A 13639-nucleotide genomic window follows, 5' to 3' on the forward strand; every position below is an offset into this window, starting at 1 on the left:
CAATAATGAAAAAAAATATTTATGATTACACTTTAGATGAGCTTAAAGAATCCATAAAACCACATTTTCGCGCTAAGCAAATCTATCATTGGCTTTATATCCGTTATGAAAATGATTTTTTCAAAATGGAAAATCTTCCTAAAGAAATGCGTGAAAATCTCAGCAAAGAATATCAAATCAAAAATCTAGAAACCATTCGTATCCAAACAAGCAAAGATGGGAGTAAAAAATATCTTTTCAGAACAAATGACGGACTCAGTTTTGAAAGTGTCTTTATCAAAATGAGAGATAAAAAAAGAAATACTGCAGGCAAAATTATAGAAAGTGAAAAATGGACATTTTGCCTCTCAAGTCAAATAGGCTGCAAGGTTGGTTGTGTTTTTTGCTATACTGCAAAAGGAGGATTTGTAAGGAATTTAAGCAGTGGTGAAATTGTAGAACAAGTGGTTTGGCTCAAAAAAGACAACCGGATACCTCCGGAAAAAAGGGTTAATATTGTTTATATGGGAATGGGCGAACCACTAGACAATATACAAAATGTAACTCATGCTATCAAAATCTTAAGCGAACTCGATGGATTGTCTATATCCGCAAGAAGACAAACATTATCAACCAGTGGCATTGCTCCAAAAATTATAAAATTAGGGGCAATGAATCTGGGGGTACAATTGGCAATCTCTCTTCATGCCGTAGATGACAATCTTCGCAGTAAACTTATCCCGATGAATAAAGCCTACAATATTCAAAGTGTCATCCATGCAGTGAAGACATTTCCTGTAGATGAACGTAAAAAAATTATGTTTGAATATCTTGTTATCAAAGATATTAATGATGATATTGAAAGCGCAAAAAAACTTCTTAAATTACTTGATGGAATTAAGGCAAAAGTCAATCTGATTTTATTCAATCCCCATGAAGGCTCAGAATTTCAAAGACCTGATCTTAAGCGCGTAAAAACTTTTGCTGATTACCTGATCAACAAAGGACTTCTATGCACTATCAGAGAATCAAAAGGGATTGATATTAGTGCTGCTTGCGGGCAATTAAGAGAAAAAGAGCTTGAAGATTCACTAAAATTAAAATGTTTCACATGAAACAATCTCAATAATAAGGAATGTCAATTATGGATTTTTTAGATTTTAGCTTATTGATATTTTTAATTCTAGTATTTATCATCGGAATAGGTTTCTATCTTTTGGTTGTATTTAAAAATAAGGATTAAAAATGCTTGTACATATTTGTTGTTCTGTAGATAGTCATTATTTTTTAAGCGAATTACAAAAAATTTATCCCAATGAAAAATTCATAGGCTATTTTTATAATCCTAATATCCATCCAAAAAGTGAATATAATTTAAGATTATCAGATGTCAAAAGAAGCTGCAATATGCTTGGTATCCAACTCATAGAAGGAGAATACGATACTGAAAACTGGTTTGAAAATACCAAAGGGTTTGAATATGAACCCGAAAAAGGCGAAAGATGCACTCATTGTTTCGATATTAGACTTGCTAAAAGCGCTTTGATTGCCAAAACTCTTGATGAAAAAAAATTCACCACCACTTTACTTTCAAGCCCCATGAAGGAGCAAGAGAAACTCTATGCACAAGGAGATGTTATTGCCAAAAACAATGATCTGGAGTTTATAAAAATTAATGTGCGTGCTAATGGGGGCACTCAAAGACAAAATGAACTTGCTAAAGCCGATAATCTTTATAGGCAAAATTATTGTGGATGCAAATTTGCCCTAGAACAACAAAGAAATAAACAAAATAGATTTTCACTAGAAATGATCAGTCATATTGGTTCACAAATACTTCCGGGGAGCATTGAGGAAAGACAACAAGTTTTTGATCGGCGCAACGATTTAGAAAAATATGCCAAAGAATATATTTTAACACAAAGAAAGTATATTCTTTGGAGATTACTAAATGCAAAAGTCCAAAGAGGAGAGCAATATATACCCAGTTATGTGATAGCAAAATCACAAAATAAGAAGGATGTGCGTACAGGACCTATTATATGGATAAAACCTAATCTTTTTGAAAATATTCCGGCTTTTTATTCTCTGCAAGATAAAATACAAGAATATTATAAAAAAAGTTATTTTATTGGCTATGCCAAAAAAGATGATACAATTTTTGTGCATCTAAAACTTTTTAATTTATTACTACAAACATCTTATCAGACAATCAAAGAAATAATCTACCATCCTCCAAAATATAATGATGAAATATTTTTTAGGAATATTTTATGCGGGGATGACAGTATCAATCCTATTATTATTGTTGATGAGATGTTTGTAGAAAGTGTTCGTATCAACATTCAATGTATTTTTCAAGAAGAAGCTATTTTTAGAGTCATACAAAATTTGTAATTAAAAAATATTTTGCTAAAATCATATCAAGCAATATTATAAAGGTTTAAAATGATGGATATAAATATAATCAAAAAAATACTCCCACATCGTTACCCTATGCTTTTAGTTGATAGAGTTGTTGATTTAGAAGCCCAAAAAAGTATCAGAGCATATAAGAATATCACTATCAATGAAGAATTATTTTTGGGACATTTTCCAAAACAGCCTATTTATCCGGGTGTAATGATCGTAGAGGGTATGGCCCAAGCAGGAGGTATCTTAGCTTTTGTTAGCACTTGGGGAGACGATCTTAGCGTTGCTGAAGAAAAAATTGTTTATTTTATGACCATTGATAAAGTCAAATTTCGCATACCTGTTGTGCCCGGCGATCGTTTAGAATATCAAATCAATGTTCTCAAACATAAAGGGACTGTATGGCAACTGGAAGGCAAAGCATTGGTTGAAGAAAAAATTGTTGCCCAAGCAGAAATAAAAGCTATGGTTACAGATAGAGATAAGGAAATGCCATGACAGAACAAAATACAACAACGATAGCCCAAACAGCTATCATCAAAGAAGGAGCTAGAATTGGTAAAAATGTTCATATTGGAGATTTTTGTGTCATTGGTGAGGGAGTAGAAATAGAAAATGACTGTAAGATTTACAACAATGTTACTATTTTGGGGGATACAAAAATAGGCAAAAAAAGCACTATTTTCCCTTATGCAGTATTAGGCACAATCCCTCAAGATTTGAAATATGCAGGAGAAAAAGTAGCGCTTATTGTCGGTGAAGAAAATATTATTCGTGAGCACTGCATGATCAACCCCGGCACAGCAGGAGGTATTGGCAAAACTATCATTGGAAATCAAAATCTTTTAATGGCTTTTGTCCATGTTGCCCATGATTGTATTATTGGAAATCATTGCATACTTGCAAATAATGCAACCTTAGGGGGACATGTTGAAATGGGAAATTATGTCAATGTTGGAGGCATGACACCCATCCATCAATTTGTTCATGTTGGAGATGGCGCAATGATAGCCGGAGCTTCTGCACTCACTCAAGATATCCCGCCTTTTTGTATGGCTGAAGGCAACAGAGCTGTTATTCGCGGTCTCAATAAGCACAGAATGAGAAAATTGTTTTCCCATGAAGATATTGATTTCATCGCACAACTTTATAAAAGACTTTTCTCCTCAGAAGCACCCCTTAAAGAATTAGCCCAAAATGAAATCCAAAAAAATCCAAACAATGAATATGTATTAAAAATATGTAATTTTATACTACAATCACAACGCGGCATTCCGATCAAAAAAGGTGGATTAAATGATTAAAGAAAAACGCTGTAGTTTTTGTGGCAATCCGGAATCAGAAGAATTTCCTGTTTTATTGTCCAATCCGGATATAAGTGGCGTAGAAGCAGCTATTTGTCAAAGATGCGCCAACTATTTTTACAAGGTTTTTAGAGGAGAAGTAGAACTCCAACCAACAACAAATCTTAATCTTGAAGAAATTCCTTCGCCAAAACATCTTAAAAAAGTCCTGGATGAATATGTTATCGGGCAAGAAGAAGCAAAAAAAGTTTTTTCTGTAGCTGTCTATAATCATTACAAAAGAATACTAAGTAAAAATCAAGATATTCATAATGATCCCGATGTTGAAATATCAAAATCAAATATTTTACTCATAGGTCCTACCGGAAGTGGCAAAACACTCATGGCCCAAACATTAGCAAAATTCTTAGATATTCCCATTGCAATTTGTGATGCTACGAGTCTAACAGAAGCGGGCTATGTGGGTGAAGATGTTGAAAATATTCTCACACGATTGCTTCAAGCAGCCGATGGAGATGTCCAAAAAGCGCAAAAAGGCATTGTCTTCATTGATGAAATTGATAAAATATCCAGATTATCTGAAAATCGTTCCATTACAAGAGATGTTTCTGGCGAAGGCGTACAACAAGCATTGCTTAAAATTATTGAGGGCAGCCTTGTCAATATTCCTCCAAAAGGAGGGAGAAAACACCCCAATCAGGAATTCATTCAAATAGATACTAATAATATTTTATTTATCTGTGGGGGAGCATTTGATGGCTTAAACGAAATTATCAAAAGACGTTGCACCAGCAATGTTTTAGGATTTGGCGAAGAGAAAAAAACCAAAGTAGAACAAGAGGATGTTTTGAGTCTTGTTGAACCTGATGATTTGGTAAGTTATGGACTCATTCCCGAACTTATTGGAAGATTGCATGTTATTACCACATTAAAAGGGATCACAAAAGATGCAATGATTGAGATTTTGACCAAACCCAGAAATTCTCTCATCAAACAATACCAAAAATTATTCAAAATGGATGGCGCGGAATTGGTATTTCAAAAAGATGCGATTGAGAAAATCGCTGAACTTGCAATCGCCAGAAAAACAGGGGCAAGAGGATTGAGGGCAATTGTTGAAGAATTTGGAACAGATATTATGTTTGATTTGCCCGAATTAAAAGGCTATGAAGTCATCATAACAAAAGATTGTGTTACAAAAACAAGCAAACCCCTTCTGATCAAAAAGAAAAAAATCTCCCAAAGAGACAAAGGAGCATAATGATACTAGACAAAATAATAGGGCTATTCTCCCATGATATAGCCATTGATTTAGGCACTGCAAATACAATCGTATTGTTAAAAGGACAAGGGATCATCATCAATGAACCCTCTATTGTGGCAGTCAAGACAAACAAATATGATAGAGATGGTACAATCCTTGCAGTAGGGCATGAAGCAAAAGAAATGATAGGCAAGACCCCAGGGGGAATTCAAGCTATCAGACCTATGAAAGATGGAGTCATTGCAGATTTTGATGTAACTGAGAAAATGATTCGTTATTTCATCGAAAAAGCTCACAAAAGAAAATCCCTTATCAGACCTCGAATCATGGTATGTGTGCCTTATGGATTAACAGGTGTAGAGAGAAAAGCAGTTAAAGAATCTGCCATGAGTGCAGGGGCTAGAGAGGTTTTTTTGATAGAAGAACCTATGGCTGCAGCCATAGGCGCAGGTCTTCCTATCAGAGAACCACAAGGGAGTCTCATTGTTGATATTGGAGGAGGTACGACAGAAATTGGTGTCATCTCTCTTGGTGGACTGGTTATTAGCAAATCTATACGAGTTGCAGGAGACAAACTGGATAATGCTATTGTTGATTATATCCGCAAAAAATACAACCTTTTGATAGGGGAACGCACCGGAGAAGAAATAAAAATACAAATTGGATCAGCATCACCGCTTGAAACTCCTTTGTCTATGCAAGTCAAAGGAAGAGATCAAGTAAGTGGTCTTCTCAATACCGTCGAACTCACAAGTGAAGATATTCGCGATGCCATCAAAGACCAACTTAGAGAAATTAGCAATGCTCTCAAAAGTGTCCTGGAATCTGTCCCTCCGGATTTAGCAGGGGATATTGTAGAAAATGGCATTGTCTTGACAGGTGGGGGAGCCTTGATTCGAGGATTGGATAAATATCTTTCAGATATTGTCAAGCTTCCTGTATATGTAGGGAATGAACCCCTTCTTGCAGTTGCCAAAGGCACCGGAAAGGCAATTGAAGAACTTGATTTATTACACCATATAGGTGCTCATGATTGATGATTGGCTAAATAATGAGATATAAGCCACTTTCTTTCATCGTTATTTTGGTGGCTTTGATATTTATTATTTTTGATTCAAGCCATTTTTTACGCTTGGAGACCCTGTCATTCACAGACAAAATAAAGTTTTGGGTTTTTAATACTCAAGAAGATATCAAACTCTCTTATGCCAAATATCTCAATCAAGCCCAAAATATTGAAGAGTATCAAGAAAAACTCAAAAAATATTCAAAACTTGAATTAGAAGTAAAAAATCTACAAGCACAGGTAAATCAATTATCTCATTTTGGCACTCAAAAAATATCCTTTCAAAGTCCAAATTTTATACCTACAAAAGCTTTTTCATATGTTGATGTTGGAGATTATAATCGCATTTGGCTCGATCTTAATATTTCTGCTTATCCAAAAAACAAAATATTTGGGATTGTTCAAAATGGCAATGCACTTGGAATAGCTGCTATAAAAAATAATCGCTTAATGGGCTTGTTAAATGGCGATGAAGGCTCTAGTTATGCGGTATATATTGGCAAACAAAAAATCCCTGCCATCATTCGATACGATAGTGCAGACCCTCAAAAAATCCTTGCAGATTTTATCCCCGCATGGCTAAAGGTCAATATTGGTGATGAGGTTGTTACCAGTGGGCTTGATGGTGTTTTTATACCCAATATTGGTGTTGGCAAAATTACAGGAGTTATCCAAAACTATGGCTATAATACTGCAGAAGTTTCGCCTTATGCCCAAGATGTGAGTTTGGGATATATGTGGCTAGTAGATACACAAACATATCAGACTAATTTTGACTTCCCTGATAAAGATACCAAATAATGCAAGATGATGTTTTTGTTCAAAATTCTATTACAAATATTTGCAATATTTTGCAAAATGCTACACACAAAAACCATGTCGATTTAGCCCTTAGCGAACTTTTAAAACTTATAGAAATACCTTCTATAAAAATACAATCCCAAGAATTAAACAAACTTTTTAGAGATAAAACATATGCTTTTATATTTTCAAAAGGTGATATTGCTGATTCATTTTATATTTGCTTATACGCAATTATGGACTCACAAACAGATACAAGATTTGACGCTTTTATCCGAATTGCCGATAATAATTTATTTGTGCAAGGGATAAGTGAGGAAGAAAGCACTATGCTTTTGGAGCTGGGGTGTATTGCAAAAATTTTAGCAGGGAATAAGCGCCAAGCCATCAAAGATTATATTAAAAATATTTCTTTAACAGATATACATTCTGTAGCAGCACAAAAATCATATTCTTTTATTCTTAAGGCTTTTGGATTGCTTGATATTCCTTTTGAATTGTTTCTTGAGGCAATGAGAGAAACTTTGGATACAAAAAATATACTCCTTCAAGATCCAAAGCGCAGACGTTCGATTTTTAACTGGCAAATTCATGTATTTTGGAATATCAAGCATTTTTTTAATCATCGAGATTGGCTAAGTCTCTATCCATTGTGGGAAAAAGTTTTTTATGAAATGCTTGATAGCTCTCATTTTAATAAAATAGATGAAGCATTATATTTGCAATTTTTTATCTATCATATGTGTGGCAATAGCTTCACCTCCGAACAAGAATGGAAAAACTTCAATGAAAAAATTACGCAAAAAGCCTCAAGTATTTATCAAGAATTTGCTTCTAACTTTCATCTGCCCCAACCAACTCCCCATACCAAACCAAAAAAAATAATTGCTTTTCTTAGAGACAGACTTGTAGAGAATTCTCCTTATAAGGTAGAATATAGCTTCTTAAAAAACTTAATGCAAAATAAAGACTTCAAACAACATTATGAAATCAAAATTTATATCATGGGATTTTTGGAAAAAAGCGATGATGACAAAGCTATTAAACAAGCTTATGAAGATTTGGGTATTAAAATCATCGATGTTATCAATACTTTCAACCAACAAGGCTATTATAATTCTCATTTATCCAAAGCTTTAAGTATTCGAGAAGCAATTATAGCTGATAAAACAGATATACTTATCAGTCCTAATAACGGGTATGGAATCAGTGATTTTATTCTTGCTTCAAGAGCAGCCCCTATGCAAATTTTCTGGAGTCATGGTAATTTTGTTTATGATTTACCTCAAATTGACCTTAGAATGACCCATATTTGTGGCAATGCCCCTTATGTATCCTATGCAGGCTATAATTTTGTAGGCATCGGCGTCCATATGGACAAAAATTTTTACGATCCTTATGTGCCCCAAGATCTAATCAATAAAGAAAGAGATAAATACCCCCCTCACAAAATTATTTTAGGAGTCATAGGCAGATTGACCAAAATAGACTCTTTGGCTTATCTTCAGACCATCATAACCATCATGCAAAAAAATCCTAATACTATCTTTTTAGCCTGTGGGAATGGAAATGTATATGAAATCAAACAAAAAATTATTTCTCTAGATCCCCATATTATTCATAGATTTTTCTTTCCGGGCTATGTAGATAGTAGAATATATGGGCATATTATTGATTTTTGGCCGGATAGTTTCCCTATGCAACAAGGCGAAAGCAAAGTCGAATTTAACGCAAAAGGAGGCATTATTCTCAATCTTTCTAAAGAAGATAAGCAAGAACGCAAAGATAGATTGGAAAAATGGATAGAACAAAACAATCAAATCATCCAAGAAGAATGCAAAAAAGAAAAAATTACTTTAGATTTTTTGAAAAAAATCTGGATAGAAGATATATCTTGCATTGCTTTTGATAGAGATGATTATCTTAACAAAGCTTTGAATATTTTAAAAATCTCACAAGAAGAGAAGCAAAATTTATCTGCCAATAGATTGCTCATCAGAAGAATCTATGATCACATACTCCAAATCAAAGGCATCCATTCTTTCTTGAGGGCAATTCAAAATCATGCCTAAAATTGGTATATTTGGGTTTGGTCAAATAGGCAAAAATTTTTATAAATTGAGCAAAGATGTAGGCATGAGTAATTGTTGCATTTATGATGATTTTTCTACCCATTCTTTAATATGTCATGATAAAAACTCATTAAAAACATGTGATATTATTATCATTTGTGTAGCTAAAAAATCCTTACAAAAATTATTTATTGAAAAATTACTTCTTTTAAATATCCCAAAAACAAAAATACGTATTTATCAACAATGTTTTTATGCTTTTTATTGGTTGGAGAATTCCATTAAAAAATATTTTCAAACTCAAAATAGCTTTATACACAATCTCTTAGAGGATAGCTTTTATTTACATCATTTACAAAAATTGCTTAAAGAAGCATACAAACATGCGCATAAGCCCGATAAAGATTCTAAATTTTATGATAACTTGTATCTCTCAAGTGAGATTTATACTAAAGATTATCAAGAAAATATTTATTATCCGGGCTGGAAGTTCGCTTATGAGATTTTAGAAAACTATGGTATTCATCAGGTAGATGTGCTTGATATAGGCTGTGGGAATGGCATATTTGCAAATATGCTCTACAAAAAAAATATCCCAAAATATATAGGCATTGACTTTAGCCCCCAAGCCATCAAAATGGCTCAAAACAAAACCCCCCATTGGAAAGAATATTTTATACAAGAAGATATTTTTTCAAGTGTTAATATTAAAAAACCTCACACTCATATTTGTCTATTTGAAGTCTTAGAACATATCAACAAAGACTTAGAGATTTTACGGCAAATCCCATCTCATACTCATATCATTGCTTCTGTACCAAATTTTTATTCACAAGGACATATTAGGATCTTTGAAAATATTACTCAAATCAAACATCGCTATAATCACTTAATAAAATTCCTTGATATTTTTGAATTACATTTTAAACAAGGGACAAAAATATTTTATTTTCACGCTCTCAAAAGGTAATTTAATGCCCAAAATTCTTGTTCTTTGCGCTGCTAATCCCGCCACTAACCCAAGACCTCAGCGCGTCATTGAACTTTTAAAACTCAAATATCAAGTCTATGCAATGGGCATTCAAGCCTCCCCTATAGAAAATGTAAAAGTTTTTAGCTACCCTGCTTTTAAAAAACGAAATTTTGTTGAAGAATCTGCACTCTACAAAAATGTATTCTTTAAAAAATGGCAAGAGCTTATTTATACTCCCAATCGTTTAGAAATTGTTAAAATATTAAATACTTATTGTTTTGACATCATTATTTGCCATGATCTTGTTTTGCTTCCTATTGTACTGGCTTATAAAAAAAATGCCAAAGTATTATTTGATGCCAGAGAATTTTATCCGGCCCAAAATAGCACCAACCTTAGATGGAAATTACTTTTTGCTCCATTCAATGATTATCTTTGTAGGCAATATCTTCCCCTATGTGATGCTATTATCACCGTATCAAAAGGACTCCAAGAAAGATATAAAAAAGATTACGGGGTTAATTGTGAGCTATTTTATTCCCTCCCAAAATATCATTCTCTCTCTCCAAGCCTCATTGACCCCAAACATATCAAAATCATCTATCATGGGGCGGCTAATCCTAATAGAAAAATTGAAAATATGATTAAAATTATTGATGATCTTCAAGATCGATTTTGTCTTGATTTGATGCTTATCAATACAGATGATGACTATCTAAAATATTTAAAAAAAATACTCAAAAAAAGACAATTGCGTGGAAAAAAAATTGCCATTATTCCCCCTGTAAATTTTGAAGATATCATTCCTTTTAGCGCAACTTATGATTTAGGTCTTTATGCTCTCTCCCCAACAACTTTCAACCTAAAACATGCCCTTCCAAATAAATTCTTCGAATATATTCAAGCGCGCTTAGGTCTTCTCATCACCCCCAATATTGAAATGATACCATTTATAAAAACCTTTAAAAATGGTATCATCACCAAAGATTTCAAACCCAAAAATATTGCAGCAACTATCAACAACCTACAAACAAGCGACATCAAATACTATAAACAAAACTCGCATAAAGCTGCTAAAACACTCCATATGCAAAACAATCAAAAGAAACTGGATTCTATCCTCAAACAATTATTACACTAACCCATATATCCTTCTATAAAGCACTTTCTCTCTATCGGGATGCAAAAAATATCTAATTTTAAACATTACCCATGTTTAATCTGTAAATTGCCACATAAAACTGAAGTGATTTGAAACTTAAAATCGAAGTGAGGGGCTCACTTCTGTTTTATATGGCAAAAATTAGAATTAAATTAAGCTTAAAATTAAGCTCTTTTTTAATTCTGTATCTGCTTTATTTTAGATCCAATACAAAAATCAAGGATTTATTTTATCCCCAACTTAACCCTATTTTTAAAATCATCCCCCTCACTCCCCATCTCTTGCTTTTTATTACAACCTGTCAAAAATCAGAATCTTCTCGGCACTATTTATCCAAACATCAAAAACTCCTTTTTTGACATTTGGTAAATAAAAACCATCAAGGGCTACTCTCTCAATCTCCAGTCCCTTAAACTCCCTCTTAAACCCATAAGCCCCATAACCTCTAAAATCAATATCATCTGAAAAACTGACCCCAAATCTCCTTCGTTTAGCATACCCCAAAAAACACATCCCCTTACCCTTAAGATGAACTTGGAGGGATCGGTTGTCATATATCCCATAGCCCTTTATTTTAGGGAGAGATAACTTGGGGGTGCCGGCTTCGGGTATTCTTGTTCTAAAAATTTTCAATGCTCGTGCTTCGTTATATTTTCCTTTAACCCCAAACCCTATGATCTCTTTAGGTTCTTTTATCAAAGACTCAAACAGGTTTTTAGCCAAAGATTCCGAATTAAAGCTCTCATCTGCCTTAATAAAAGCCTTTTTTAAGTTTTTTTTAGCAAAATCGCGCTCATGAATGTTTTTTATTTGCACATTGTATCCGGCCTTTACAGCTGCCGCGAACAAATCATTTTCCCAATATTTTTTTAAAAAAACTCCCCCACAGATAAAATTTTGACTCTTTTGTATAATTTTATCCTTTTTTGAAAGTTGTTTTTGAAACTCTTCCATAAATAATGACATAACCCTACCTAATCCTATGAAAAATCTGACATGATTCAAAGAGATGGGAAAAATAAGAACCAATAAAAGTGTAATTATATTTATATTCTCAAATCTTTTAAATTATCAATATATCTCAAACAAAGCCAACATTGGGATTGGCATTATTAATAATACCAATCCCAATTAATGAAATAAAATAAAAAACTATTTTTTTTTACCTCTAGAAAAATCAAGCAAATCTTGTGTGGTATTTACCCATGAGGGCAGACATTCTAAAGATATTTCAAAAACCCTTAAGGCTGTGAGGGCATCTGCATAGGCACGATGAGAAATGGGCGTATTGATTCCTAAAAAGGCATTGAGAAATGCCAAAGAATATCTAGGGGAGAGAATAGTTCTACGTGCCAAATCAATCGTGCATAATTTAGGATTTAGAATATAATTTAACCCAATTTCATTCATATGATAGCTCATAAATTCATAATCAAAATTCACATTATGTGCTACGAATATACTATCCCCCAAAAAACTTCTAAATTTTTTTAGAACTTCTTTTGCATGAGGAGAATTTTCAATAGTTTTAGCCGTAATCCCGGTAAGTTCTACAATTTTCTCAGGCACTTCTTTGGCATACACAAAGCTTTCAAAACGATCAATAATTTGTCCGTATTTATATTTTAAAGCTCCAATTTCAATCATTGAAGAATCTTTGGGTTTAGAACCTGTTGTTTCAATATCAACAAAACAAAAAATTTGTTCTTGCCATTGGATCTTCTTGGTGCTCAAAGAAATCACCTTATCTTCTTCTAATAGGGGAAATCCTGAGGCTTTGAGTATCTCTAGCTCTACATTAAAATCCTCGCATAAACCTATAATGTTTGCAATATAATTCAAAAATTCCACTTTTGGTATTGGAGAAAATTTAAGCTTGTCATACAATCGATTATAATTCATCGCAAAGAGAAAATTGCCTTTTCATAATTATCACTACCAAATATATAACTCCCTGCTACTACCATATCTACCCCTGATTGTTTTAATAAAGCAATGTTTTTATCATTAACTCCCCCATCAACTTCGATCAAGCAATTTGGATTTTTCTGAATAATCATATTTTTGATATTTTGAATTTTTTTATAAATATTTGGGATAAATTGCTGCCCTCCAAATCCGGGATTCACACTCATTATCAAGACCATATCAATATCTTCAAGAATATATTTAAGTCCCTCTTCGCTTGTATGAGGGTTCAAAACCACACTAGGACGTATGTTAGAATTTCTAATATGAGCAATCATACGATGGAGGTGCTTTTCTTCTTCAAAATGAATGCTAATAAATTCAGGATTTAGCGGGATAAACATATCTACAAAAGATGAAACATTTTCTACCATAAGATGTATATCCAAGGGCTTAGAAGCAATCTGAGCTACCTTTTGGACTACCAAAGGTCCAATAGTCAAATTGGGCACAAAATGACCATCCATAACATCAATATGGACATAATCACATCCTGCCCTGCAAACAGCTTGCACTTCAGAGCCTAAATTTAAAAAATCTGCTGACAAAATACTTGGAGCAACCAGCATATAAAACCTCTTAAAATCAGATTTTAAAGCATATCATAAATACCAATAAGATATAATTTAATTAAAAAT

13 protein-coding genes are annotated in these 13639 nt (G+C 33.2%); 10 read left to right on the plus strand and 3 right to left on the minus strand.

All coding sequences use genetic code 11. From position 1 onward, the window contains the following. Positions 1 to 5: 5 nt before the first annotated feature. The 10 genes from rlmN (at position 6) to BKH45_RS02800 (ending at position 11012) form a co-directional block, all read left to right on the plus strand. Positions 6 to 1094, plus strand: coding sequence for a 23S rRNA (adenine(2503)-C(2))-methyltransferase RlmN (gene rlmN, locus BKH45_RS02755; protein ID WP_095273947.1), 1089 nt, complete (start codon positions 6 to 8; stop codon positions 1092 to 1094). Positions 1095 to 1224: 130 nt separating this feature from the next. Continuing rightward, positions 1225 to 2376 (plus strand): epoxyqueuosine reductase QueH, encoded by a 1152-nt coding sequence (locus BKH45_RS02760; protein ID WP_095273948.1) that lies wholly within the window; start codon positions 1225 to 1227, stop codon positions 2374 to 2376. A 51-nt stretch (positions 2377 to 2427) separates the two neighbouring features. After that, positions 2428 to 2889, plus strand: a complete 462-nt coding sequence (fabZ, locus tag BKH45_RS02765; protein ID WP_095273949.1) for a 3-hydroxyacyl-ACP dehydratase FabZ — start codon at positions 2428 to 2430, stop codon at positions 2887 to 2889. Next, a complete protein-coding gene (lpxA, locus tag BKH45_RS02770) occupies positions 2886 to 3695 on the plus strand; it encodes an acyl-ACP--UDP-N-acetylglucosamine O-acyltransferase (RefSeq protein WP_095273950.1) in 810 nt (269 codons plus the stop codon). The genes fabZ and lpxA overlap by 4 nt, the downstream gene beginning before the upstream one ends. Further along, entirely contained in the window at positions 3688 to 4956 is a 1269-nt protein-coding gene (gene clpX, locus BKH45_RS02775) for an ATP-dependent protease ATP-binding subunit ClpX (RefSeq protein WP_095273951.1), read from the plus strand. The genes lpxA and clpX overlap by 8 nt, the downstream gene beginning before the upstream one ends. Further along, a complete protein-coding gene (locus BKH45_RS02780) occupies positions 4956 to 5996 on the plus strand; it encodes a rod shape-determining protein (RefSeq protein WP_095273952.1) in 1041 nt (346 codons plus the stop codon). The genes clpX and BKH45_RS02780 overlap by 1 nt, the downstream gene beginning before the upstream one ends. A gap of 14 nt (positions 5997 to 6010) precedes the next feature. After that, positions 6011 to 6826, plus strand: coding sequence for a rod shape-determining protein MreC (gene mreC, locus BKH45_RS02785; RefSeq protein WP_095273953.1), 816 nt, complete (start codon positions 6011 to 6013; stop codon positions 6824 to 6826). Then, entirely contained in the window at positions 6826 to 8898 is a 2073-nt protein-coding gene (locus BKH45_RS02790) for a hypothetical protein (RefSeq protein ID WP_095273954.1), read from the plus strand. Before mreC ends, BKH45_RS02790 begins: the two co-directional genes overlap by 1 nt. Further along, complete coding sequence (locus tag BKH45_RS02795) at positions 8891 to 9868, plus strand: methyltransferase domain-containing protein (protein ID WP_095273955.1); 978 nt, start codon at positions 8891 to 8893, stop codon at positions 9866 to 9868. The genes BKH45_RS02790 and BKH45_RS02795 overlap by 8 nt, the downstream gene beginning before the upstream one ends. A gap of 4 nt (positions 9869 to 9872) precedes the next feature. Beyond that, positions 9873 to 11012: a glycosyltransferase gene (locus BKH45_RS02800; RefSeq protein ID WP_095273956.1), complete on the plus strand. Its 1140-nt coding sequence runs from the start codon at positions 9873 to 9875 to the stop codon at positions 11010 to 11012. A 312-nt stretch (positions 11013 to 11324) separates the two neighbouring features. Here the strand turns inward: BKH45_RS02800 and BKH45_RS02805 are convergent, their stop codons facing one another. From BKH45_RS02805 to rpe, 3 genes are all read right to left on the minus strand, one after another. Then, a complete protein-coding gene (locus BKH45_RS02805; protein WP_095273957.1) occupies positions 11325 to 11999 on the minus strand; it encodes a hypothetical protein in 675 nt (224 codons plus the stop codon). Between the two features lie 186 nt (positions 12000 to 12185). Then, the gene (locus BKH45_RS02810) at positions 12186 to 12935 is read right to left on the minus strand and encodes a 3'-5' exonuclease (protein WP_095273958.1); all 750 of its coding nucleotides are present in this window, start codon (positions 12933 to 12935) and stop codon (positions 12186 to 12188) included. After that, positions 12932 to 13570 (minus strand): ribulose-phosphate 3-epimerase, encoded by a 639-nt coding sequence (rpe, locus tag BKH45_RS02815; RefSeq protein WP_095273959.1) that lies wholly within the window; start codon positions 13568 to 13570, stop codon positions 12932 to 12934. The genes BKH45_RS02810 and rpe overlap by 4 nt, the downstream gene beginning before the upstream one ends. Positions 13571 to 13639: the final 69 nt, after the last annotated feature.

It is taken from the genome of Helicobacter sp. 11S03491-1, assembly GCF_002272835.1.
Taxonomy (GTDB): Bacteria; Campylobacterota; Campylobacteria; order Campylobacterales; family Helicobacteraceae; genus Helicobacter_J.

Bases quoted from the DNA above. Each gene is read 5' to 3' on its own strand.
- rlmN (WP_095273947.1), top strand. From the start codon at position 6: ATGAAAAAAAATATTTATGATTACACTTTAGATGAGCTTAAAGAATCC.
- BKH45_RS02760 (WP_095273948.1), top strand. From the start codon at position 1,225: ATGCTTGTACATATTTGTTGTTCTGTAGATAGTCATTATTTTTTAAGC.
- fabZ (WP_095273949.1), top strand. From the start codon at position 2,428: ATGATGGATATAAATATAATCAAAAAAATACTCCCACATCGTTACCCT.
- lpxA (WP_095273950.1), top strand. From the start codon at position 2,886: ATGACAGAACAAAATACAACAACGATAGCCCAAACAGCTATCATCAAA.
- clpX (WP_095273951.1), top strand. From the start codon at position 3,688: ATGATTAAAGAAAAACGCTGTAGTTTTTGTGGCAATCCGGAATCAGAA.
- BKH45_RS02780 (WP_095273952.1), top strand. From the start codon at position 4,956: ATGATACTAGACAAAATAATAGGGCTATTCTCCCATGATATAGCCATT.
- mreC (WP_095273953.1), top strand. From the start codon at position 6,011: ATGAGATATAAGCCACTTTCTTTCATCGTTATTTTGGTGGCTTTGATA.
- BKH45_RS02790 (WP_095273954.1), top strand. From the start codon at position 6,826: ATGCAAGATGATGTTTTTGTTCAAAATTCTATTACAAATATTTGCAAT.
- BKH45_RS02795 (WP_095273955.1), top strand. From the start codon at position 8,891: ATGCCTAAAATTGGTATATTTGGGTTTGGTCAAATAGGCAAAAATTTT.
- BKH45_RS02800 (WP_095273956.1), top strand. From the start codon at position 9,873: ATGCCCAAAATTCTTGTTCTTTGCGCTGCTAATCCCGCCACTAACCCA.
- BKH45_RS02805 (WP_095273957.1), bottom strand. From the start codon at position 11,999: ATGTCATTATTTATGGAAGAGTTTCAAAAACAACTTTCAAAAAAGGAT.
- BKH45_RS02810 (WP_095273958.1), bottom strand. From the start codon at position 12,935: ATGAATTATAATCGATTGTATGACAAGCTTAAATTTTCTCCAATACCA.
- rpe (WP_095273959.1), bottom strand. From the start codon at position 13,570: ATGCTGGTTGCTCCAAGTATTTTGTCAGCAGATTTTTTAAATTTAGGC.